The organism is Actinoallomurus sp. CA-150999, from assembly GCF_050942425.1.
In the GTDB taxonomy this organism is placed as follows: domain Bacteria; phylum Actinomycetota; class Actinomycetes; order Streptosporangiales; family Streptosporangiaceae; genus Actinoallomurus.
Genome location: NZ_CP192063.1, coordinates 6,649,714 through 6,670,956, shown reverse-complemented (window position 1 = coordinate 6,670,956; position 21,243 = coordinate 6,649,714). Strand labels below are relative to the sequence as shown.

At 69.3% G+C, this 21,243-nt stretch carries 17 protein-coding genes; 6 read left to right on the top strand and 11 right to left on the bottom strand.

What is annotated here, in order from left to right:
• Positions 1–83: 83 nt before the first annotated feature.
• Positions 84–1,571 carry a carboxylesterase/lipase family protein gene (locus ACQP2O_RS30890; protein WP_433171126.1) on the bottom strand — a complete coding sequence of 496 codons (1,488 nt, stop codon included), beginning with the start codon at positions 1,569–1,571 and terminating at the stop codon, positions 84–86.
• A 276-nt stretch (positions 1,572–1,847) separates the two neighbouring features.
• Between ACQP2O_RS30890 and ACQP2O_RS30885 the strand changes: the two genes are divergently transcribed.
• Positions 1,848–2,882, top strand: a complete 1,035-nt coding sequence (locus ACQP2O_RS30885; RefSeq protein WP_433171124.1) for a helix-turn-helix transcriptional regulator — start codon at positions 1,848–1,850, stop codon at positions 2,880–2,882.
• Between the two features lie 12 nt (positions 2,883–2,894).
• Here the strand turns inward: ACQP2O_RS30885 and ACQP2O_RS30880 are convergent, their stop codons facing one another.
• Positions 2,895–4,334 (bottom strand): gamma-aminobutyraldehyde dehydrogenase, encoded by a 1,440-nt coding sequence (locus ACQP2O_RS30880; protein ID WP_433191209.1) that lies wholly within the window; start codon positions 4,332–4,334, stop codon positions 2,895–2,897.
• 137 nt (positions 4,335–4,471) lie between these two features.
• On the opposite strand from ACQP2O_RS30880, the gene ACQP2O_RS30875 reads away from it, so the two are divergent.
• Positions 4,472–5,854 (top strand): aspartate aminotransferase family protein, encoded by a 1,383-nt coding sequence (locus ACQP2O_RS30875; protein ID WP_433171123.1) that lies wholly within the window; start codon positions 4,472–4,474, stop codon positions 5,852–5,854.
• Positions 5,855–5,955: 101 nt separating this feature from the next.
• Positions 5,956–6,435, top strand: coding sequence for an Lrp/AsnC family transcriptional regulator (locus ACQP2O_RS30870; RefSeq protein ID WP_433171121.1), 480 nt, complete (start codon positions 5,956–5,958; stop codon positions 6,433–6,435).
• A gap of 106 nt (positions 6,436–6,541) precedes the next feature.
• Here the strand turns inward: ACQP2O_RS30870 and ACQP2O_RS30865 are convergent, their stop codons facing one another.
• The 7 genes from ACQP2O_RS30865 to ACQP2O_RS30835 are packed head-to-tail and all read right to left on the bottom strand — an operon-like array spanning position 6,542 to position 14,655.
• Positions 6,542–7,936: an NAD(P)/FAD-dependent oxidoreductase gene (locus tag ACQP2O_RS30865; protein ID WP_433171119.1), complete on the bottom strand. Its 1,395-nt coding sequence runs from the start codon at positions 7,934–7,936 to the stop codon at positions 6,542–6,544.
• Between the two features lie 4 nt (positions 7,937–7,940).
• Positions 7,941–8,756, bottom strand: coding sequence for an ABC transporter ATP-binding protein (locus tag ACQP2O_RS30860; RefSeq protein ID WP_433171117.1), 816 nt, complete (start codon positions 8,754–8,756; stop codon positions 7,941–7,943).
• The gene (locus ACQP2O_RS30855) at positions 8,753–9,715 is read right to left on the bottom strand and encodes an ABC transporter ATP-binding protein (protein WP_433171115.1); all 963 of its coding nucleotides are present in this window, start codon (positions 9,713–9,715) and stop codon (positions 8,753–8,755) included. Before ACQP2O_RS30855 ends, ACQP2O_RS30860 begins: the two co-directional genes overlap by 4 nt.
• The gene (locus ACQP2O_RS30850) at positions 9,712–10,515 is read right to left on the bottom strand and encodes an ABC transporter permease (RefSeq protein ID WP_433171114.1); all 804 of its coding nucleotides are present in this window, start codon (positions 10,513–10,515) and stop codon (positions 9,712–9,714) included. Before ACQP2O_RS30850 ends, ACQP2O_RS30855 begins: the two co-directional genes overlap by 4 nt.
• Positions 10,512–11,423 carry an ABC transporter permease gene (locus ACQP2O_RS30845; RefSeq protein WP_433171112.1) on the bottom strand — a complete coding sequence of 304 codons (912 nt, stop codon included), beginning with the start codon at positions 11,421–11,423 and terminating at the stop codon, positions 10,512–10,514. The genes ACQP2O_RS30850 and ACQP2O_RS30845 overlap by 4 nt, the downstream gene beginning before the upstream one ends.
• Positions 11,420–13,027: an ABC transporter substrate-binding protein gene (locus ACQP2O_RS30840; RefSeq protein WP_433171111.1), complete on the bottom strand. Its 1,608-nt coding sequence runs from the start codon at positions 13,025–13,027 to the stop codon at positions 11,420–11,422. Before ACQP2O_RS30840 ends, ACQP2O_RS30845 begins: the two co-directional genes overlap by 4 nt.
• Positions 13,024–14,655 carry an amidohydrolase gene (locus tag ACQP2O_RS30835; protein ID WP_433171109.1) on the bottom strand — a complete coding sequence of 544 codons (1,632 nt, stop codon included), beginning with the start codon at positions 14,653–14,655 and terminating at the stop codon, positions 13,024–13,026. The genes ACQP2O_RS30840 and ACQP2O_RS30835 overlap by 4 nt, the downstream gene beginning before the upstream one ends.
• A 113-nt stretch (positions 14,656–14,768) precedes the next feature.
• Here ACQP2O_RS30835 and ACQP2O_RS30830 point away from each other — a divergent pair, with 113 nt between their 5' ends.
• Both ACQP2O_RS30830 and ACQP2O_RS30825 read left to right on the top strand, forming a co-directional pair.
• A complete protein-coding gene (locus ACQP2O_RS30830) occupies positions 14,769–15,500 on the top strand; it encodes a TetR/AcrR family transcriptional regulator (RefSeq protein WP_433171107.1) in 732 nt (243 codons plus the stop codon).
• Between the two features lie 132 nt (positions 15,501–15,632).
• Positions 15,633–17,273, top strand: a complete 1,641-nt coding sequence (locus ACQP2O_RS30825) for a flavin monoamine oxidase family protein (RefSeq protein ID WP_433171105.1) — start codon at positions 15,633–15,635, stop codon at positions 17,271–17,273.
• A gap of 53 nt (positions 17,274–17,326) precedes the next feature.
• On the opposite strand, the gene ACQP2O_RS30820 is transcribed toward ACQP2O_RS30825, so the two are convergent.
• A complete protein-coding gene (locus ACQP2O_RS30820; protein WP_433171103.1) occupies positions 17,327–18,094 on the bottom strand; it encodes a FadR/GntR family transcriptional regulator in 768 nt (255 codons plus the stop codon).
• Complete coding sequence (locus ACQP2O_RS30815; RefSeq protein ID WP_433171101.1) at positions 18,091–19,539, bottom strand: amidase; 1,449 nt, start codon at positions 19,537–19,539, stop codon at positions 18,091–18,093. The genes ACQP2O_RS30820 and ACQP2O_RS30815 overlap by 4 nt, the downstream gene beginning before the upstream one ends.
• A 109-nt stretch (positions 19,540–19,648) precedes the next feature.
• Here ACQP2O_RS30815 and ACQP2O_RS30810 point away from each other — a divergent pair, with 109 nt between their 5' ends.
• A complete protein-coding gene (locus tag ACQP2O_RS30810; RefSeq protein WP_433171099.1) occupies positions 19,649–21,235 on the top strand; it encodes an ABC transporter substrate-binding protein in 1,587 nt (528 codons plus the stop codon).
• The last annotated feature ends 8 nt before the right edge of the window (positions 21,236–21,243 follow it).

Here is a 21,243-nt window from a genome sequence, read left to right as displayed (position 1 = left end):
CCGGGACGGCACTCCCACGGGCGCCGTTCGCCTGCGTGGGGTAGGTCCATACCGCCTGGGCTGGCGCCTGACCGAGCCAGACCTCAAGACATCTGTGCCCAGAAGCCACAGTGGTGCTCGATGCCCGGATCCACTGGCGCGATGCCATCTTTTCCGGGCATGAACGCCTGCGCGCGTATCGGCCGGTCGAGGCTGATTCGTGGCCAGCGTGGCGACCGGCTGGTGTTCGGGTCACCCGTGGCGGCGAACCGGGTCCAGTAGCCGATCATCGTGGCGGCCAGTTCGCGCTGTTCCGGGGTCAGCCGGTCGGCCTCGGCGGGGTCGAACAGGTAGGCCAGGTCGGAACCGTGGTAGGCGCCCGGCGGCATCCAGTCGGGGAACGGGTAGATGCGCGGGGCGTCGGGGTCGGCGAACTCGTAGCCGAAGACGGGTACGGTTCGCGCCAAGAGGCGCTCATCGGTCAGGGTGGGGCAGGCGAATATCCGGTCCGTGAGGAGGGTGGCCCAGGCCAGGCTCGGTGAGGGGTACCGGCCCGGCGGGTACTGGGCCGCGACCTTGCCCGCGTTCGCGCCGAACGCTCGGACCACCAGTGCGGTGTACTCGGCGGTGGTGATCGGTCTGGGCAGGGTGAGCGCGGCGGTCAGTCGCGCTTCGTCGCGGGTGTGCCCCTCCAGTACGGGCATCCGGTGGAAGTGGCCTGCGCGCAGCGCCTGGTCCGGGCTGATCGGCAGAATCGGCGTGTCGTAGGCCGGCCCCCAGGTGGCGTTCTTGGTGGCTTTCAGCAGGTCGGCCGGCTGGATCCGGCGCATGCAGGCGAGCGCGGTGGCCTTGTCCGCGCAGCCAAGGCGTTCGGCGAGGGCGGTACCGCTCTTCTCGGCGTCGGTGCGGCGAGTCCAGATCGAGGTGGCGGTTCCCTGACCCGGACTGAGCGGGGGCGTGCTCGTGGTGCACGCGCCACTTTGCAGGATCGCCCGGTGGAACAGGCCCGCGGACTGGGCTGAGGTGAGGTGCGCGCAAATGCTCAGCGCGCCGGCGGACTGGCCGAAGACGGTGACGTCGCGCGCGTCGCCACCGAACGCCGAAGCGTTGCGGTGCACCCAGTCCAGGGCCGCGCGCTGATCCAGCAACCCGAAGGTCGCCGAGGAGCCCAGCCCCGGGTAGCCCCAGAATCCCAGCGCCCCGAGCCGGTAGTTGAGGGTGACCACGACAACGTTTCCGCCGGTGACGAGTCGCTGTGGTCGGTAGGCACCGCCAGAGCCGGTGGCGAACGATCCGCCGTGCAGCCAGACCATGACCGGCCACGGCCGGTGGGGCCCGGTGGCGCGGGGGGTGGTGACGTTGAGATAGAGGCAGTCCTCACTGCCCGGATCGGCGGGATCCCTTCCGGCGAGCGCGGTCTGCGGGCAGCGCGGGGCGGGCCTGCTCGCGTCTTTGACCTGTGACCAGGGCCGGGGAGGGATCGGCGGCCGCCAGCGCAGCTCACCCACGGGCGGCGCCGCGTACGGGATGGCGGAGAAGGCGCGGTAGCCGTCGCCGAGGACGCCGCGCACCGGCCCGGAGCCCGTCCGCACAAGGGACTCATCCCCCGGTATGGTCGCGGTTTCTGCGGGCCTCGCCCCGAAGACCGCCGCTGGTCCGAGCCACCCGCAGACCGCCATGACCAGCAGCCTTCGCGACCAGCATCTTGGCTCCATCACCCTCGCCTCACCCCCGCCTAGCCGGCATGCAACCAGGTAACACCTCGCCAAGTGTCGTCCACCCGGTCCTTGGCGGGACACCCTCAAATCTCGGGATGGCCACCGGTAACTCGGTCGCGGTATGGGCATCCCTTGCGAGACACTCGCCTTGTGGAGGATGCGCTGTCCCGACTGGGGGAATCGCTTCGCGCCGGAGCCCGGCCGGGCCTCAGCCCGGACGAGTTAGGCGAGTTCCTGTCCCAGACCATCGCCGCGGTGGTGCCGCACGATTCCTTCAACCTCAATGGGATGAATCCGGCGACCGGCATCGCCTCCCTCGGCTTCTGGCACCGGGCGGACCCCGCGCTCCGCCTGGCCCAGCGGCTCAACCTGCACTTCGGCGAGGACCCGTACAGTCCCGATGAGCTGGCCCGCTTCAGTACGCCCATCGGCGTGATCAGCCCTTCCGCGCCGGCACCCCTGGCGCAGGGGGTTCTCTCAGCGCACGGAGTAGGCAGCGAACTGCGGATGCTCCTGCGCGACGGGCGCGGCGTGTGGGGCATGGTCTCGCTGCTACGGGAAGAAGGCGGTCGCCCTTTCGGGGCCGGTGACGAGCGGGCGCTGCTGCGACTGGCCCAGCCGCTCATCGCGGTCGTGCGCGGGCACGCGACGGCCATCCCTCCACAGGGGGCCAGGCCCGACCTGGCACCGGGGATCATCATGGTGGGCGCCGACCATGCCGTACGGGCGGTCAGCCCACAGGCACGAGCATGGCTGCGCGAACTACGGCTGCCCGCGGCGATCTCCGGCGACTGGGCCGCCACCGCGATCTCCAGCGAGGTATCACTCGCCGCCCGCAATTCTCACCTTGGTCGGCCGCTCCCGGTCGCCTGCATGCCCGCGTCCTACGCCGGACACTGGGTGGCGATCCACGCACAACCCCTGAACGACGACGGCACCGGCGACGTCGCTGTGATCATCCAGGCGGCCACCGGCGGAATGCTGCTGCCCGCGTTCACAGCCTGGTACTCCATCACCTCCCGCGAACGCACCATCCTCGAAAAGCTCTGCGAGGGGACCGCTCCCAAACAGATCGCCCGCGGCCTCGGGATCTCCCTCTACACCGTCAACGATCACCTGAAGTCGTTGTTCCGCAAAACCAATACCAGCGGACGCGACGAGCTCACCGCAGCCATCACGGGATGACGACTTGTGTGATCAGCCGAGATAGCTCATGACGTGCTTGACGCGGGTGTACTCCTCGAAGCTGTAGGCCGACAGATCCTTGCCGTACCCGGAATGCTTGAAGCCGCCGTGCGGCATCTCGGCGATGAGCGGAATATGGGTGTTGATCCACACACATCCGAAGTCGAGTCGTCGCGACACCCTCAGCGCTCGTGCGTGGTCACGGGTCCACACGCTTGAGGCCAGCCCGTATTCGACGGCGTTGGCCCACGCGACGGCGGTGTCCTCGTCGTCGAAGCGTTGCACGGTGATGACAGGTCCGAAGATCTCGTCGGTCACGAGTTCGTCGCCCTGCCGGAGCCCGGAGACGACGGTCGGGGCGAAGAAGTAGCCGGTGTCGCCGACGCGGGAGCCGCCCGCCAGGACCTGCGCGTGGTCGGGGGCGCGGTCGAGGAAACCGGTGACCCTGACCAACTGGCCGGCGTTGTTGAGCGGGCCGTAGTAGGCCTCCGGGCTGTCCGGACCTGCTGTGACGGTCGCGGCGGCCTTCTCGGCGAGCGCCGCCGCCAGTTCGTCGTGAATGGCGGGTGCGGCGAGCACGCGGGTCGCCGCGGTGCAGTCCTGTCCTGCGTTGAAGTAGCCGGCGCCGGCGATGCCCTCGGCCGCCTTTTCGATGTCGGCGTCGTCGAAGACGATGACCGGGGCCTTGCCGCCGAGTTCGAGGTGGAGCCGTTTCAGGTCCCTCGAGCCGGCCTGGGCGACTTCCATGCCCGCCCGCGTGGAGCCGGTGAGCGAGATCAAGCGCGGGGTCGGGTGCTCGACGATCGCGCGGCCGGTGCCGCGGTCTCCGGTGATCACGTTGAGCACGCCGGGGGGTAGGAACTCGGCGGCGATCTCGGCGATCATCAGCGTCGACACCGGAGTGGTGTCGGACGGTTTGAGCACGATGGTGTTGCCCGCGGCCAGCGCCGGTCCGATCTTCCACGCCGCCATCGCCATGGGGTAGTTCCATGGGGTGATCTGGCCGACCGGTCCGATCGGCTCGCGGCGGATCCAGGAGGTGTGGTCCGCCAGGTACTCTCCCGCGGCTCTGCCTTCGAGGTTGCGGGCGGCGCCGGCGAAGAAGCGGAGCGCGTCCAGTACCTGGAAGATCTCCTCATCCATGGTCGCCTGAACGGGCTTGCCGCAGTTCTCCACCTCGGCGGCCACGAGTTCGTCCGCGCGACCCTCGATGGCGTCGGCGAGTTTGTTCAGCGCGATCTGCCGCTCCGCCGGCGTTGTGTCGCGCCAGCCGTTCTCGAAGGCGGCGGCCGCGACGGCGAACGCGGCGTCGACGTCGGCGCGCCCCGACAGCGCCGCCTCGGCGAACACCTCGCCCGTGGCGGGGTTGATGAGCCCGGTCGTCTGGCCTTCGGTCGCGTCGACGTAGGCGCCGTTGACGAAGTTCTGTAGGCGGCGAGTCTGGGTAGGCAACGGATCTTCTCCTCTGTTGTCGTACTCGACGACGACGAATCTAGTTGCAATCAGCTTCGAATACAACGAATATCGTTGACCGAGTCGCGTTTCGCGTGCACACTGCTGCTATCCGCATGAGATGAACAGGGGTGACCATGACGCTGCATCAGACCGCCACCGAACAGTCGCAGCGGGCGGCGCGGGACCATCTGTGGCTGCACTTCAGCAAGATGGGCGAGTACGGGGCCGGGTCCCCGGTGCCCGTGATCGTGCGCGGCGAAGGCGCCTACGTCTATGACGCGAACGGCAAGCGTTACCTCGACGCGCTCGCCGGTCTGTTCACGAACCAGGTCGGTCACGGCCGTGCCGAACTCGCCGAGGCCGCCGCCAAGCAGGCGGCCGAGCTGGCGTTCTTCCCGCTCTGGTCCTACGCGCACCCGAACGCGATCGAGCTGGCGGAGCGCCTCGCCGGTCTCGCCCCCGGCGACCTCAACCGGGTCTTCTTCACCTCAGGGGGAGGCGAGGCGGTGGAGTCGGCCTGGAAGCTCGCCAAGCAGTACTTCAAGCTGGTGGGCAAGCCGACGAAGCACAAGGTCATCAGCCGTGCGGTCGCCTATCACGGCACCACGCAGGGCGCCTTGTCGATCACCGGGCTGCCCGCTCTGAAGGCACCCTTCGAGCCGCTGGTCCCGAGCACGTTCCGCGTCCCCAACACCAATATCTACCGTGCGCCCGTCTTCGGTGACGACCCGGAGGCGTTCGGCCGGTGGGCCGCCGATCAGATCGGCGTCGCGATCGAGCAGGAGGGGCCCGACACCGTGGCAGCGGTGTTCCTGGAGCCCGTCCAGAACGCGGGCGGTTGCTTCCCGCCACCGCCCGGATACTTCGAACGGGTGCGGCAGATCTGCGACGAGTACGACGTCTTGTTCGTCTCCGATGAGGTGATCTGCGCCTTCGGCAGGCTCGGTCACACCTTCGGCGCCGAACGCTACGGGTACCAGCCCGACATCATCACCTGCGCCAAGGGCATCACCTCGGGCTACGCGCCGCTCGGCGCGATGATCACCAGCGACCGGCTGGCCGAGCCGTTCCTGCGCGAGGACGTCATGTTCGCGCACGGCTACACCTTCGGCGGGCACCCGGTGTCGACGGCCGTCGCGCTGGCCAACCTCGATCTCATCGAACGCGAGGGCGTCTACGAGCACGTCCGCGCGAACGAGGCGGCCTTCCGGGCCACCCTCGAGAAGCTGCTGGACCTGCCCATCGTCGGCGACGTGCGCGGAGACGGTTACTTCTACGGCATCGAACTGGTCAAGGACAAGGCCACGCGGGAGAGCTTCGACGACGACGAGAGCGAACGCCTGCTTCGCGGCTTCCTCTCCCACGCACTCCTCGACGCCGGTCTGTACTGCCGGGCCGATGACCGTGGTGACCCCGTCGTGCAGCTCTCGCCGCCGCTGATCTGCGATCAGGCGCATTTCGACGAGATGGAGCAGATCCTGCGCGCGACCCTGACCGAGGCGTGGAAGCGGATCTGAGCGGAGCCGCAAGCGCCGAGCATGCTCCGTGTCACGTCCACCGGCGCGCTGGACGGGCACGAGCATGCCCGGCGCGGGTTTCCCGACACTAGGATTCCCCCATGTCAGCCCAGTCGGCATCGAACGAACGCGGCGGCGAACTGGACGAGGTCTCCAAGGCGATCATCGAGCAGCTGCAGCAGGACGGTCGTCGTCCGTACGGTGCGATCGGCAAGGTCGTCGGACTGTCGGAGGCCGCGGTCCGGCAGCGGGTTCAACGGCTCGTCAGTAGCGGCGTCATCCAGATCGTGGCGGTGACCGACCCAAAGGAGGTCGGCTTCACCCGGCAGGCCATGATCGGGATCAAAACGGCCGGAGACCCGGAGCCCGTTGCCGACGCGCTCGCCGCGATGGACGAGGTCGACTACGTCGTCATCACCGCCGGCTCCTTCGACCTCATCGCGGAGGTCGTCTGCGAGAGCGACGAACGCCTGCTCGCACTGGTGACCAAGAACATCCGCGGTATCGACGGTGTGGTCAGCACCGAGACCTTCGTCTATCTCAAGCTGCGCAAGCAGACCTACGCCTGGGGCGTGCGCTGAACCACGCGCGGCGGCGCGCGCGATCACCGCGCCGCCCGTCGGCGAGCACCCCGCCAGGACCGAGGCCACGACGACCGGTCCGGTTTCGGCGGGGCGCCGCCTGCGGTCAGGAGTCGAAGCCGAGGCCGAACCGGTCGAGTGCGCGCAGCCAGAGGTTGCGGCGCCCGCCGCGGCGGTCGGCGCGGCCGAGCGACCGGGTAGTGATCTCGATGGCGGCCCATCGCAGAGGCTCCGGTGGGAAGGGCAACGGCTTGCTCCGTACCATCTTCAGCGCCGTCCGCTCGGTGGACCCGCCTGTGAGCAGGTCGAGCATGACCTGCGCCCCGAACCGGGTGGCGCCGACGCCGAGGCCGGTGAAACCGGCCGCGTAGGCCACCCGGCCCTGGTAGGCGGTGTCGAAGAACGCGCAGAACCGGCTGCAGGTGTCGATCGCCCCGCCCCATGCGTGGGTGAACCGCACGCCCTCGAGCTGCGGGAACGTACGGAAGAAGTTGCGCGCCAGGGTGCGGAAGGTGGCGGGCCGCTGGTCGAGTTCGGTGGCCAGCCGGCTGCCGTAGTGGTAGACGGCGTCATAGCCGCCCCAGAGAATGCGGTTGTCGGCGGTGAGCCGGAAGTAGTGGAACTTGTTGGCGCTGTCGCTGAGTCCCTCGCGGCCGCGCCAGCCGATCGTGGCGAGCAGCCGGTCGGGCAACGGCTCGGTCGTCAGCACGTAGTCGTACACCGGAACGATGTAGGGGCGCACCCGCCGGAGAAGCGAGGGAAAGGCGTTGGTGGCGAGCGCGACCTTCCGGGCCCGGACCTCGCCGTACGGAGTCCGGACGGCGAGGCCGGAGCCGTGCGCGGTCAGTCCGAGGGCGCGGGTGCGCTCGAAGACCTGGACCCCCTGAGAGACGCATGCCGCCTTGAGGCCCCAGGCGAGCTTGGCCGGGTGGACCATGGCGGTGCCGTCTCGGTCCAGCCGGCCGCCGAGGAACGTGGGCGAGTCGACGCGTGAGCGCAGCGCGTCGGTGTCCAGGAAGGTCAGATCGAGCCCGTACTCGACCGCGGTCCGCGCGCTCTCGCGAAGCTCGGCGAGCTGGTGGGGCCGCGTGGCGACGCTGATCGACCCGGTCCGCTCCCACTCGCAGTCGATGCCATAGCGCTTGATCGTGGTCTCGATCGCCTGGAGGTTGGCCCGGCCCTGGCGTTCCAGCTCGGCGAGCTCGCCCGGCCAGCGGGCCAGTCCGTTCTCGAAGCCGTGCGTGAGGCTGGCTTCGCAGAAACCGCCGTTACGTCCGGAGGCCGCCCATCCGACCTCCTGACCCTCGAGGAGGACCACGTCGAGAGACGGGTCGCGTTCCTTGGCGATCAGCGCGGTCCACAGCCCGCTGTAACCGCCGCCGACGACCAGCAGGTCGCACGTGGTGTCACCGACCAGGGCGGGCCGGCCCGACGGCCGGCCGGGATCGTCGAGCCAGTACGGGGTGGGCTGTGCGTCGCTGAGCGCGCGTGCGGGATCCATGCCGTCACCTGCGGGGACTGTCGGTGTTGGAAAGGGCTCGTCGTTGCCGGGAGATCTGGTCGGGGTCCCAGCCTCGGTGGGGGATGGAGCCCCGGAGCAGGCGGGTGTAGGGGTGCTCTGGTGCGGTGAGGAGGGTGTCGGTGGATTGGTGTTCGACGGCTTTGCCGCGGTGCATGACGATGGCGTCGTCGCAGAGGTAGCGGATGACGGCGAGATCGTGGCTGACGAAGATGATGCCGATGTCGGCGGTGGCGCGGATGTCGGCGAGCAGGTTGAGGATCTGGGCCTGGACGGAGACGTCGAGTGCGGAGACGGCCTCGTCGAGGATGAGGATCTTGGGTTCGACGGCGAGGGCTCGGGCGATGGCGGCGCGTTGTCGTTGTCCGCCTGACAGGTGCCGTGGGAGGGCGTCGGCTTCGCGTTCGCCGAGGCCGACCTGGGTCAGCAGTTCGCTGATCCGTGCGGGCCGGTCGGGGTGGCCGTGGAGGCGGAGGACATCGTCGAGCATGCGGCCGATGCTGATCCGTCCGTCGAGGGAGAGGTACGGATCCTGGAAGACGATCTGAACGGATTTGGCCCGGGCGATGCGGGCGTCGCGTCCTCGGGCCGTGCGGGTGAGCGGCCGGCCTTCGATGAGGATGCGGCCCTCGTCGGGATGCTCGAGCCCGACGAGCATCCGGGCGGTGGTCGTCTTGCCGGAGCCGGACTCGCCGACGAGGCCGAGGGATCCTCCGGTGTGCAGGGTGAAGGAGAGGTCGTCGACGGCCACGACGGGTCCGAAGGTCTTGCGCAGGCCGGTGGCCTCCAGCAGCGGGGTCATGTGATTTCCTCGGCGCGGTGGCAGGCGACGTCACCGTCGCCGTGGTGTTCCAGCGGTGGGGGAGTGGTGTCGCAGCGACCGGACCGCGCGAACGCGCACCGGGCGAAGAAGGCACAGCCCGGCGCGGCCTCCCGCAGGCTCAGCGGCGTTCCGGGGACGGGGCGGAGCCGGTCCCGAGGCCCGGTCAAGGGCGGCGCGGAGCCGAGCAGGCCGATCGTGTACGGGTGGCGTGGTGCGGCGAGCAGCGTGGTGGACGGCGCGGACTCGGCGATGCGTCCCGCGTACATCACGTACACCCGGTCGCAGACCGCGGTCGCCAGCTCCAGGTCGTGGGTGATGAGGAGCAGCCCCAGGTCCCGCTCGCGGCGGAGCCGCTCGAGGATGGCCATGATCTCGGCCTGGGTGCTGACGTCGAGCGCGGTGGTGGGTTCGTCGCACAGGAGAAGCCTGGGGCCGGTGGTCAGGGCGTAGGCGATCATGATGCGCTGCAGCATGCCGCCGGACAGCTGGTGGGGGTACTGACGCAGGAGGCGGGCGGGGTCGGGCAGCCCGACGGCGGTCAGCAACTCGAGTGCACGAGCGTCGGCCTCGGCGCGGGAGGCCCCGTGGACCCGGCGCAGCGGCTCGGTGAGAAAGTCCCCGATGCGCAGGACCGGGTTGATCCCGGCCCGGGGGTCCTGGAAGACCATCGACGCGATGCCGGACCGCACCGCCTGGATCTCGGCGGGTGACGCGGTCACGAGATCGGTGCCGTCGACGCGTACCGCGCCGGATCGCGAAGCGCCGGATGGGAAGAGGCCGAGGGCCGAACGGGCGGTCACCGACTTGCCGGAGCCCGACTCGCCGACCAGGGCGACGGCCTCGCCCGCTTCGACGGTCAGGTTCACCGCGTCCAGGATCGGGCGGGCCATCGACGGGAGGGTGACGGTCAGGCCGTCAATGTCCAGCAGGGGTGTCATCGGGGCTCCCGGAGGGCGAGCCGGTCGCCGAGATGGTCTCCGACGATGTTGACGGCGACCACGACGACGACCACGGTCAGGGCGGGCAGAATCGCCGACAGCGGGTGGCCTTCGAGGACCGCGGCCTGCCCTTGGTTGATCATTGCTCCCCAGTCAGGAGCCGGAGGCTGCACGCCGAGGCCGAGGAAGGACAGCGCGGCCAGATCGAGCAGGGCGTAGCCGAAGTTGACCGTGGACTGGGCCAGGATGGTCGGGGCGATGGTGGGCAGCAGCCGGGTGAGGGCGATGTACGGGGCGGAGTGCCCTTGCACCTGGTAGGCGGCGATGTACGGCCGTACCTTCTCCTGCGCCGTGAGGGCGCGGACCAGCCGGGCGGTGTAGGGCAGGTAGGCGACGACCATGGCCAGCACCGGCGCCGTCAGTCCCTTGCCGAACAGCGCGACCGCCAGGATCGCCAGCAGCAGCGCTGGGAAGGCGAACACCACGTCCAGCGCGCGGCCGGCCACGGTGTCGAGCCATCCGCCGCGCCAGGCGGCCGCCAGTCCGATCGCGGTTCCCCCGACGGTGGAGAGGACGACCACGAGCAGCGGTGCGACCAGGCTGGTCCGGCTGCCTTCGACCAGCATGGAGAGGGTGTCGTGGCCACCCTGGTCGGTGCCGAGCCAGTGCGTCGGGCTGATCCCGGCGAAGGTGTCGCCGAGCTCACCGATGGTGGGGTCGTACGGAACGATCCACGGGGCGAGGGCCGCGCCGAGTGCGAACAGGCCGAGGACGACGAGGCAGAGTCGGGTCATCATCATGCACGCACCCGGGGGTCGATGAGCGGGTACAGCAGGTCCACGAGCGTGTTGACGACCACGAAGGCGCCGACCACCAGCAGCACGATGGCCTGGACGACGGGGAAGTCCATCTTCTCCACGGACTGGACCAGCAGCGATCCGATGCCCGACATGCCGAAGGCGGTTTCCACGATCGTGGTGGAGACCAGGAGGCCGGAGACCAGCAGACCGGAGACGGTGACGATCGGGCCGAGCGCGTTGCGCAGCACGTGCCGCCGGATGACGGTCGCCTCGGGCAGGCCGCGGCTGCGGACGACCTCGACGTGTTCCCGCTTGAGTTCGTCCAGCATCGCCGAGCGGGTGACCCGGGTGACCAGTGCCATGAAGGTGATGGCCAGCGCGACCGACGGCAGGATCACGTGGTGGAGCTGGTCCAGGGGGCCTGAACCGTTGCCGACCGTCGGGAACCAGCCGAGCCGTACGCCGAACACCGAGCGGAGCACGATCGCGGCGGTGAACGACGGGATCGCCGCGCCGACGGTCACCAGGACGACCACGAGGCGACCCCGCCGCAGCGCGCCGATCACGCCCGCGCCGACCCCGACGCCGAGGATCAGCACGGTCGAGACGCCGATCAGCAGGAGGGTGGCGGGCAGCCGCGACCAGATCACCGCGCCGACGCTCTCGTTGAACAGGTAGGACTGCCCGAAGTCGCCGTGCAGGACCCCGACCAGCCAGTCGAAGTAGCGGACCGGGAAGGGCTGGTTCAGGTGGTACTCGGCGCGCAGCGCCGCGAGCTGCGCGGGGCTGGGGCTGCGTCCGCGTACCAGGAACGCGATCGGGTCACCGGGCGCGAGGTAGAGGGAGGCGAAGACCAGGAAGGACGTGACCAGCAAGGTCGCGGCCATCCCGGCGAGCCGGCGGATCACTTGGCTCCGATCGAGGCGGCCCAGGGGTAGTACAGGTAGTTGATCGAGGGGGCCACGCCGGTGATCTTCGGTCCGAGGTAGAGGCTGACCGGTTCGGCGTACAGCGGCAGCCAGGGGAGCTGCTGCAGCGCGATCTTCTGTGCCCGGGCGGTCGCCTCCGCCTTGGCGGTGGGGTCGGAGGCGGCGATGGCCTGGTCGATCGCCTGGTCGTAGGCGGAATTCGACCAGCCACCGTAGTTGCTGAAGGAACCGGTCTGCAGCGAGACGTACATGTCGAGCGGATCGGTGATGGAGGTGTACCAGAAGGTCACGAACAGGTCGATGCCCTTGCGCGCGGCGGGGTCGGTGAACAGCGCGGTGTACTTGTCCGTGGAGATCGTGTCGATCTTCGGCTTGAGGCCGATCGCGGTGGCCGCCTGGGCGACGGCCTGGGTGGCGATGGTGGTCTGGGTGTCCAGCGGGCTGGTGGCGATCACCACCTGCTGTCCGTTCACGCCTGCCTGCTTGGCGAGGGCGCGGGCCTTGGCGACGTCGTACGGGTACGTCGGAGAGGCCGCGGAGACCTGACCGCGGATCGCGGCCGGTGCGTTGTTCCAGTTGTTGGGGGTGACGAGGGAGTTCGCCACGTCGCCGACCCCGCCCGCGCCCGAGCTGATGAGGCCCTTGCGGTCGGTGGCCATGAGCAGCGCCTGGCGCACGCGCGGGTCGCCGAGCGGGCCGTGCAGGTTGGAGACCACCTCGTCGGCGACGGTGGTGGACCGGCCGAAGTACAGGCCCTTCTTCAGCTGGTCGTACGAGGCGGGCGGCAGCATCCATCCGCCGTCGACCTCGCCGCTCTGGAAGGCGTTGATGCGGGCCGTCGGGTCGGGGATGAAGACGAACTTCACCTGCCCGGAGTGGGCCTTCAGCGTTTGGTCCCAGTAGCCGTCGAACCGCTTGAGGACGATCGACTGGCCGGGCGTCCAGGACCCGAAGCTGAACGGACCGGTGCAGTTCACGCCCTTCTGCGGGCTTCCATACCCCTTGCCGTCCTTGGCCAGGGTCGCCGCGGACTCGATCGTGCCGGGGGCGGTGGCCATGTACTGGTTGAAGGCGGAGTCGGGCTTCTTCAGGGCGACGGTGACCTGGAGCGGGCCGGTCTTGGTGACCGATTCGACGTTGCGGAACGCGGTGGCCCAGACGCTGGCCACCTGCGGGTCGAGGTTGCGGCGCAGGGAGGTGACAACGTCGTCGGCGGTGAGCCTGGTGCCGTCGTGGAAGCGCACGCCGGGCCGGATGTCGTACACCCAGGTGGTCGGCGTCGGGTTCTGGTAGCCGCTGGCCAGGGCGGGCCCATAGCTCAGGTCGGGTTTCCAGCGCAGCAGGCTCTCGCACACATTGGCCAGGACCTGGTTGGGCGGGTAGTCGAAGGACTGGGCGTAGTCGATGGAGGTCGGCTCGGCATAGATCGACCAGGTGAAGGAGTTCAGGTCAGCGCGGGGCGTGCCGGTCCCGGCGGTCAGCTGGTACGTGGTCGTCTTGCCGTTGGAGCGGGCAGTGCCGCTGCAGGCGGCGGTCAGCGCGGCGAGGGCGAGTACCGCCGAGGTCTTGAGGTGGTGCTTCACTGCGGGTCCTCACTGTGAACGAGACGACCTTCGACGTAGGTGCGGCGGACATGGGCTGCGCCGATCTCCTCAGGGGGGCCGGCGAACGGGTCGCGGTCCAGGACGGCCAGGTCGGCGTACTTGCCGACCTCCACGGTGCCGGTGACCGCGTCGAGGTGATTGATCCAGGCACTGCCCTCGGTGTAGGCCGTCATCGCCTGGGCGAGGGTCAGGGACTGCTCGGGATAGAACGGCTTCTGGTCACGGCCGTACTGGGCACGGTTGACCGCGACGTGGATGGCCGCCAGCGGATCGGGACTGCTCACCGACCAGTCGCTGCCGGCCACCAGACGGGCTCCCGCCCGCAAAAGGTCCCCGAAAGGGTACTGGAGCCGGGATCGGTCCGGGCCGAGGAAGGGGATCGTGAGCTCGTCCATCTGCGGCTCGTGGGCGGCCCACAGCGCCTGGATGTTCGCGGCGGCGCCGACCTCGGCGAAGCGGCCCAGGTCGTCGGGGTGGACGAGCTGGAGGTGGGCCAGATGATGCCGGTTGTCGCCCGGGCCGTTGACGTCGCGTGCGGCGGCCAGCCCGTCCAGGGCCTGGCGTACGGCGCGGTCACCGAGCGCGTGGAAGTGGATCTGGAAACCCTCCGCGTCCAAGCGGGTGACGGCCTCCTCCAGAAGCCTGGGCTCGATGAAGCTCAACCCCTCGTTCGCGGTGGGACAGCCGCACGCGTCCAGGTACGGCTCCAGCAGGCTCGCGGTGAAGTTCTCGGCGATCCCGTCCAGCATGATCTTGACGGTGGTCGCTCGGAACCGTTCCCCGTGGGCGGCGTGGCGGCGTTCCAGGAGCTCGGGGATCTGTTCCAGGCCGCGTTCGCGGTCCCACCACAGCGCCCCGACCACCCGCGCCCGAAGCTCGCCGGACTCGGCGGCTGCCTGATATGTATCGAAATTATCTGAGTTGCCAGGATATGTGCCGATATTGGCGTCTTGCCAGGCAGTGACGCCGAGCGAGAACAAGTAGCGTTGTGCCGCCAGCAGGCCGAGCCGGCCCTCCTCCCGGGTGGCGGCGGGGACGGAGATCAAGCCCATGGCTCCCTCCTGGAGGACGCCGCCCGGGGTGCCGTCGGGCTCCCGCTCGATCCGGCCGTCGCCGGGATCGGAGGTGTCGCGGTCGATCCCGGCCCGTCGCAGGGCCTCGGTGTTGACCCAGGCGCCGTGACCGTCGCGGTTGGTGAGCATCACCGGTCGGTCCGGGACGATCTCGTCGAGCATCTGCCGCGTCGGGACTCCGCCGGGGAAGGCGTCCATCGACCAGCCGCCGCCCTGGATCCAGGCCGCCTCACGGTGGGCGGCCGCGTAGGCGGCCACCTTCCGCAGGTAGCCGGCGGCATCGGCTTCGCCGGACAGGTCGCAGCGCAGCAGCTGCACGCCCGCGAATGCCGCATGGTTGTGAGCGTCCTGGAAACCCGGCATCAGTAGACCGCCCTCCAGGTCCACGACCTGGGTGTTCCTGCCGATGTGGCCCTCGATGTCCGCCGTGACGGCCTGGACGCGGCCGCCGGTGACCGCGACGGCCGCCGGCCGGGACCCGCCTCCGGCGAAGACCCGGCCTCCCTTCAACACCAGGTCGGCTGAGCTCGGCATTCGCGCCCCTCTCTGCATCTCAACTGCGGTGATATGGGAGTGAACGCTTAGCGCAAAGCTGATGTCAACAGTGTTGCGCTCTCTCGTTTCCGACTTGTTACACTGCGGCCACCATGACCAAGCCCGCACAACGCCAGTCCCGGTCCCGGCCCACCAAGCGATCGGGAAGCCAGCTCAACCGCGAGGCCATCATCCAGGCGAGCCTGCGCATCGCGGCCCGGGGGAGCGCCGACGCCTTCACCGTCCGCCGGCTCGGAGAGGAGCTGGGCACCGACCCGACCGCCGTCTACCGGCATTTCCGCGACAAGGACGAACTGCTGCTGTCGGTCGCCGACCGGACGCTGGGCGAGGTGCTGGACGGGATCCCGGCCGGGCTCGGCTGGAAGGACCGGCTGCGGGAACTGGCCGCCGGGTCCCTGAGGGTGGCGCTGAAGTACCCCGTGGTCGGCTCGCTGATGACCAGCCGTACGACTCGGCGCGCCAATGAGTTCCGGGTGGTCGAGCTGATCCTGGGAGCGGTCACCGAGGCCGGCCTCGAGGGGATGGACGCGGTCGTCCACTACCGCATGGTCGGCGACTCGATCCTGGCGTACGTGGGGCAGCGGGCCGCCTACCTGCTGCTGGACCAAACGGCGCGCGAGGGCGACGAGTCGTCGTGGACCCAGGAGTACCGGCTGGTCGACCCGGACGGCTTCCCGCACATCACCCGGCTCGGCGACGAACTCGCCACGGTCACCGACGACCAGATCTACCACGCTCGCGTGGAGGCCCTGGTCACCGCCATCGAACGGTGTGCCGAAGAGCGGCGCGCTCGACCCGACGGACACGCCGTCGCTCGGGACTGAGACGGCGCATCGCTCGGGACCGAGATGGCGCAACAGTGTTGACAACAGTGATTCGCCCGGGTTTCACTCTCCTCCATTCGGCTGTAGGGCCCCTGCCGGGCCCGCTACTCCGCCGCACCTGGAGGAACCCCTATGCGCCCCACGCCTCCCTCCCGCCCGATCACCGGCTCCGGTCTGCCCAACCCGCTGCGGAAGGCCTTCGCGCTCGAGGCCGAGTCCCGCCGCCGGGGAATCCCGGTCGCCGAACTCGCCGGCGAACGCTCCCGAGAGTCGGCCTCGCCGGAGCGCCGCGTCTCCCGCCGCGCGCTCCTGGGCGGTGTGACCGCGCTCGCCGCGGGCGCGCTCGCGGCCCCGCTCACGAGCCGGGCTAGAGCCTCGGCGGCGACGGCGCCGCGCATCGTCATCATCGGCGCGGGACTGGCCGGGCTCCGCTGCGCACATCTGCTGTGGAACCAGGCGCGACCGCTGGCCAGCACCGTCTACGACGCCGACACCACCCACATCGGCGGTCGCTGCTGGTCGCTGCGCGGCTTCTACGACGCGGGCCAGGTCAGTGAACACGGCGGATCGTTCATCAGCTCCACCGACACCGCCGCGCTCGCGCTGGCCAAATCGCTCGGGCTGAAGACCGAGTTCGCCAACGGAGGAGAACTGACCCACGGGGACTACGCGGGCTGGATCGACAACGCCCCCTACAACGGAAGCCGGCAGCAGAGCGACTGGGTCGCCGACGCCTACACCGCGTTCCACAACTCCTACACCGCGATGGGCACCCCCCGCTACAACGACTTCACCGCCGCCGCGCGGGAACTTGACCAGATGTCCTGCCTGGACTACCTCTCCTCCATCGGACTGTCCTCCGGCGCCCCCCTCACCCAGCTCATCGAGTCCATCCAGCTCCAGAGCGGCGGCGGCCCCGACGAGGCGTCGGCGGTCGGGATGATCGGCTTCCTCGGCGCGTCCTCCACCTTCGACGGCGGCCCTGGATTCGACGAGAAGTACCACATCGCGGGCGGCAACGACCGTCTGGTCACCGGCATGCTCGCCCAGCTGCCCTCCGGGACCGTACGGCAGGGGTACGAACTGATCGCCCTCGCCCGCAACACCGACGGCAGCTACGCCTGCACCTTCGACAACGGCGGCACCACCGTCTGCGTCCAGGCCGACCACGTCGTGCTCGCCCTGCCCTTCGCCACGCTCCGCGACGTCGACCTCACCAAGGCCGGGCTGTCCTCCCTCAAGACCACCGCCATCCAGCAGCAGGGCATGGGCCAGAACGCCAAGCTCGTCCTCCAGCTCACCGAGAAGACCTGGCCGAGCGTCGGCTTCAACGGCGTCAGCAACACCGGCCCCACCGGCTACCAGACCGCGTGGGACGGATCCGTCGACCTCGGCGCCAACGGATCCCCCGCACTCCTGGTCAACTTCCCCGGCGGCGACGTCGCCCGTACGACCCTCACCGGCGCCGCCCACGGACCCGCTCCCGCCGCCGACGTGACCTGGTTCCTCGACCAGATCGAAAACGTCTTCCCCGGCACCACCGCCGCCTACAACGGCAAGGCCTATGAAGACCACTGGTCACTGGACCCCTGGCACCAAGGCGCCTACCACTTCTACAAGGTCGGCCAGTACACCACCTTCGCCGGCTACGAAGCCGTCCAGGAAGGCAACATCCACTTCGCCGGCGAACACACCGACGTCGACAACGCCACCCTCAACGCCGCCGTCGCCTCCGGCGAACGAGCCGCCGCCGAGATCAACACGCAGGTGTGAGCTCGCCGGCTCAACGGTGTGGCCGGTCCCGCGTGGACGCGAGGCCGGCCACCTCAGATCTCTTCGTCGTCCAGGAGTGCGAGCAGCCGCCCCTGCTCGCTCTCGGGGACGTATCCGGCGTAGTAGTCGTAGAGATTGCGCCGCGAGATTCGTGCCGCCGCCAGGCCGTCCCGTACCCGGATCGCCTCGAGCACCTTCTGGTGGTGGTGGAGCGACTCCCGCATGAGCGCGGTGCTGTTGCGCGCATGGGCGACCTTGTCCGAGATCAGCGAGAGGACGGCGCCCCGGACCACCTGGTTGCAGACCTCGATGAGGGAGTTACGGCCGGCCTGGGCCACCGCCTCATGAAATGCGACGTCCGCCTTGCTGAACTCCTCGTACCCTGCCTCGATCGCGTCCGACATGGCGGCGAGCGTCCGTTCCATGGAGGACAGCTCCTCCTCGGTTCGCAGCCGGGCCGCCAGCAGGCTCGCCGACCCGTCGAGGATCATGCGGAACGAGATCAGCTCGGCCATCGACATGCTGTCGAACTGGACGAGCCGGGTCATCTCCTTGGTCAGGCCGGCCGACGAGAACGGCAGGATCTCCGGGCCGTTCGGGTCACCCGGGCGCGAGCGGACGAGGCCGTTGCTCTCCAGCACGCGCAAGGCCTCCCGCACCGTGGGCCGACTCGCGCCGAACTGCGTTACCAGCTCTCGCTCGCTCGGCAGCCGTTGACCGGGTTTCAGGTCACCTCTCACGATCGCCTGCTCGATCTGCTCGACGATGCGCTGGTAGAGCCGTACCGGCGAGACCTGCTGGAACTGCGCCCCCTCACTCACGGTTTCTTCCCCTCTGTCGTCATCTCCCCGGTGGGCGCCCCTGGAGTGCCGTCCGGCCAATGCGGAACGGCCTCGGCCGGGCGGTTCCGTTCGTACCACGCGGCCGCCCTCAAGACGCCGAGATCGTCGAAGCGGCGGCCCGCGATCTGCACCCCGATGGGCCGGCGGTCCGCCGTGAAACCGCAGTTGACGGTCGCCGCGGGCTGTCCCGACATGTTGTACGGCGCGGTGAAGCCGATGTGGGACATGGTCTTCCCGTCCCCCATGAACGGCATCGGCTGCTCGGCGGGAAACGCCGCCACCGGCGCCACCGGCGAGAGCACCAGATCGTACGGAACCGTCGCCGCAACGGTCCGCGCCTGGATGCGCATGATCTGCTGGTAACACTGGAGCACCGTCGTGCCCGGCACGTCCGCGCCCTCCTGACACCATTGGATGATGTAGGGGTGGACGCGCGGCCGGGCCTCGGGCGCCAGTTCGCGGAAGTCGTTCCAGGACCGCACGCGCCAGAACAGATCCAGGTCGTCCAGGAGCTCTTGGCTCATGAACGGCTCGACCGGCTCCACGACGGCTCCCGTCGCTTCGAAGACCTCGGCGGCGCGGCCCACCGCGGCGAGGATCTCGGCGTCGCATGGCTCCCCGCAGGCGGCGTCCAGGTGCACCCCCACCCGCAGTCCGCGCACATCGCCGTCCAGCGCCGACCAGTCGATGTCCTGCGGCGGCAGGCTTGACCAGTCCCGGGGATCCGGCCGGCTCAGGACCCGCATGAACAGCGCCGCGTCCGCCACGGTGCGCGTCATGGGGCCGGCGCTGCGCCCCAGGTACGGGGTGTCGAGCGGGATCCGCCCGTAGCTGGGCTTGAGCGTGGCGAGGCCCAGCCAGGTGCCCGGCAGCCGGATCGATCCCCCGATGTCGGTGCCGACGTGGAGCGGGCCGTACCCTCCGGCGGCCGCGGCCCCCGCACCGGAGCTGGAGCCGCCCGTGGTCCAGGACGCGTTCCAGGGGCTGCGCGAAATGCCGTGCCGGCTGGAGACCCCGGAGGAGAGCATGCCCCAGTCCGGCATCACGGTCGACCCGAGTATCACCCCACCGGATTCGACGACCCGCGCGGCGATGGGCGCGTCCAATTCGGGGACGACCGGCTCGACCCCCGCATTGCCCGAGGTCATGGGGACGCCCCTGCGGGCGATGTTCTCCTTCAGCGTCACCGGCACGCCATCGATGGGCCCGAGCGGTTCCCCCGCCGCCCATCGGGCCTCGCTGGCCAGAGCCGCCTTGCGGGACTCGTCCGGATCCCGCGTCCAGAACGCGTTGAGCACACCCTCGCGCGCCTCGATCACCGACTGCACGGCGTCGTGGACCTGGACGGGAGACAACGTGCGGTCAGCGAATCCGGTCACCATCTCGACGGCCGGCATCGCGGCCAGGCCCTGTTCCGTGAGCACCCGCACTCTCCTTCGGTTAACCGGCCCCTTGACAAGAACAGCTTCAGTCGCTTTCGTACCTGGCAAGTGAGTTTACTGGTCAGGCCAGTCACGGCGAAAGGTGGCGTCCATGGCGCGGGACACCAAGGTCGTGCGGCTCGCCGTCATACCGGGAGCCAGGGGTAGAACATTGAGACATGACAAGCAGCTGACGAGGCACATCGGGACGGTCGCGGCCACGCTCGCATGCCTGCTGCTGGCGGCCTGCTCGGCCGGGTCCACGGCATCCGGAAACGGCACCGGCGGCTCCGCCGGCGACACCCTGAAGGTCGGCCTCATCGCCGAGCCCGGCAGCCTCGACTTCACCAAGACCGACGGCGCCGCCATTCCGCAGGCACTGCTCTACAACGTCTACGAGAACCTGGTGAGGCTGGACCAGTCCGGGAAGATACAGCCCGACCTGGCCACGTCGTGGAACATGTCCACGGACCGCAAGACGTACACGTTCCAGCTGGTCAAGAACGCCAAGTTCAGCAATGGCGCACCGTTCACGGCCGAGGACGCCAAGTTCTCCATCGAACGCGTCAAGTCCGACTGGACGGTATCGCTGAAGTCCCGGATGGACGACGTCGACACGGTGCAGGCGGTGTCGCCCACCGAACTGAAGGTCACCCTGAAAGCGCCGAGCAACGACTGGCTGTACTGGATGACCACTCGCGTCGGCGCGATGTTCAGCCGGACCGGCGTGAGCAACCTGGCCACCGAGCCGGTGGGCACCGGCCCGTACGTGATGAAGAAGTGGACCCGCGGCGACTCGATCACGCTGGACCGTAATGCCGGCTACTGGGGCCGCAAACCGCAGTTCGCGTCAGTCGTCCTCAAGTACTACAAGGACCCGACGGCCATGCAGAACGCGCTGCTCACCGGCACCATCAACGCGATCGGAACGTTTCAGCCCCCGGACGCCCTCAGCCGGTTCCAGAACAACCCGAAGTACAAGGTCATCGAAGGCTCGACCAACGGCGAGGTGGTCCTCTCCTTCAACAACGGCTCGGGCCCGCTGAAGAATCCGAAGGTCCGCCAGGCGGTCCGCTACGCCATCGACCACAAAGCCCTGATGGACACCTGCTGGGCAGGCCGCGGCAAGCTCATCGGCAGCATGGTCCCGCCGACCGACCCGTGGTACCAGGACCTCACGAACGACTATCCGTTCGACCGCAGCAAGGCCAAGCAGCTCCTTCAGGAGTCCGGCGAAGCCGGCACCACGCTGCGGCTGCGGCTTCCGACACTGCCGTACGCCACCGCGTGCGGCACCGTGGTCAAGAGCCAGCTCGAACAGGCCGGGTTCAAGGTGAAGCTCGACCAGCTGGAGTTCCCCGCCGCCTGGCTGACCACCGTGTTCAAGAACGCCGACTACGACATGTCCATCATCGCCCACGTGGAGCCGCGCGACATCGAGACGGTGTTCGGGGACAAGACCTACTACACCCGCTACGACAACCCCGAGTTCCGCGCGTTGCTGAAGAAGGCGGACGAGGGCACGCAGGAGGAGCAGATCACCTCCATGCAGGCGGCCGCCCGGCTTCTGTCCAAGGACGCCGCGGCCGACTGGCTGTTCCTGCTGCCGAACCTGATGGTGGCGGAGAAGGGCATCACCGGACTGCCCGCGAACTACATCTCCGAGTCCCTGGATCTCACCGGCGTGGGCCGGTCGTGAAAGGCGGC

Coding starts and splice junctions, on each gene's coding strand:
- ACQP2O_RS30875 (WP_433171123.1), top strand. CDS start 4,472: ATGACGCTGCATCAGACCGCCACCGAACAGTCGCAGCGGGCGGCGCGG.
- ACQP2O_RS30825 (WP_433171105.1), top strand. CDS start 15,633: ATGCGCCCCACGCCTCCCTCCCGCCCGATCACCGGCTCCGGTCTGCCC.
- ACQP2O_RS30870 (WP_433171121.1), top strand. CDS start 5,956: ATGTCAGCCCAGTCGGCATCGAACGAACGCGGCGGCGAACTGGACGAG.
- ACQP2O_RS30860 (WP_433171117.1), bottom strand. CDS start 8,756: ATGACCCCGCTGCTGGAGGCCACCGGCCTGCGCAAGACCTTCGGACCC.
- ACQP2O_RS30830 (WP_433171107.1), top strand. CDS start 14,769: ATGACCAAGCCCGCACAACGCCAGTCCCGGTCCCGGCCCACCAAGCGA.
- ACQP2O_RS30850 (WP_433171114.1), bottom strand. CDS start 10,515: ATGATGATGACCCGACTCTGCCTCGTCGTCCTCGGCCTGTTCGCACTC.
- ACQP2O_RS30865 (WP_433171119.1), bottom strand. CDS start 7,936: ATGGATCCCGCACGCGCGCTCAGCGACGCACAGCCCACCCCGTACTGG.
- ACQP2O_RS30835 (WP_433171109.1), bottom strand. CDS start 14,655: ATGCCGAGCTCAGCCGACCTGGTGTTGAAGGGAGGCCGGGTCTTCGCC.
- ACQP2O_RS30855 (WP_433171115.1), bottom strand. CDS start 9,715: ATGACACCCCTGCTGGACATTGACGGCCTGACCGTCACCCTCCCGTCG.
- ACQP2O_RS30810 (WP_433171099.1), top strand. CDS start 19,649: ATGGCGCGGGACACCAAGGTCGTGCGGCTCGCCGTCATACCGGGAGCC.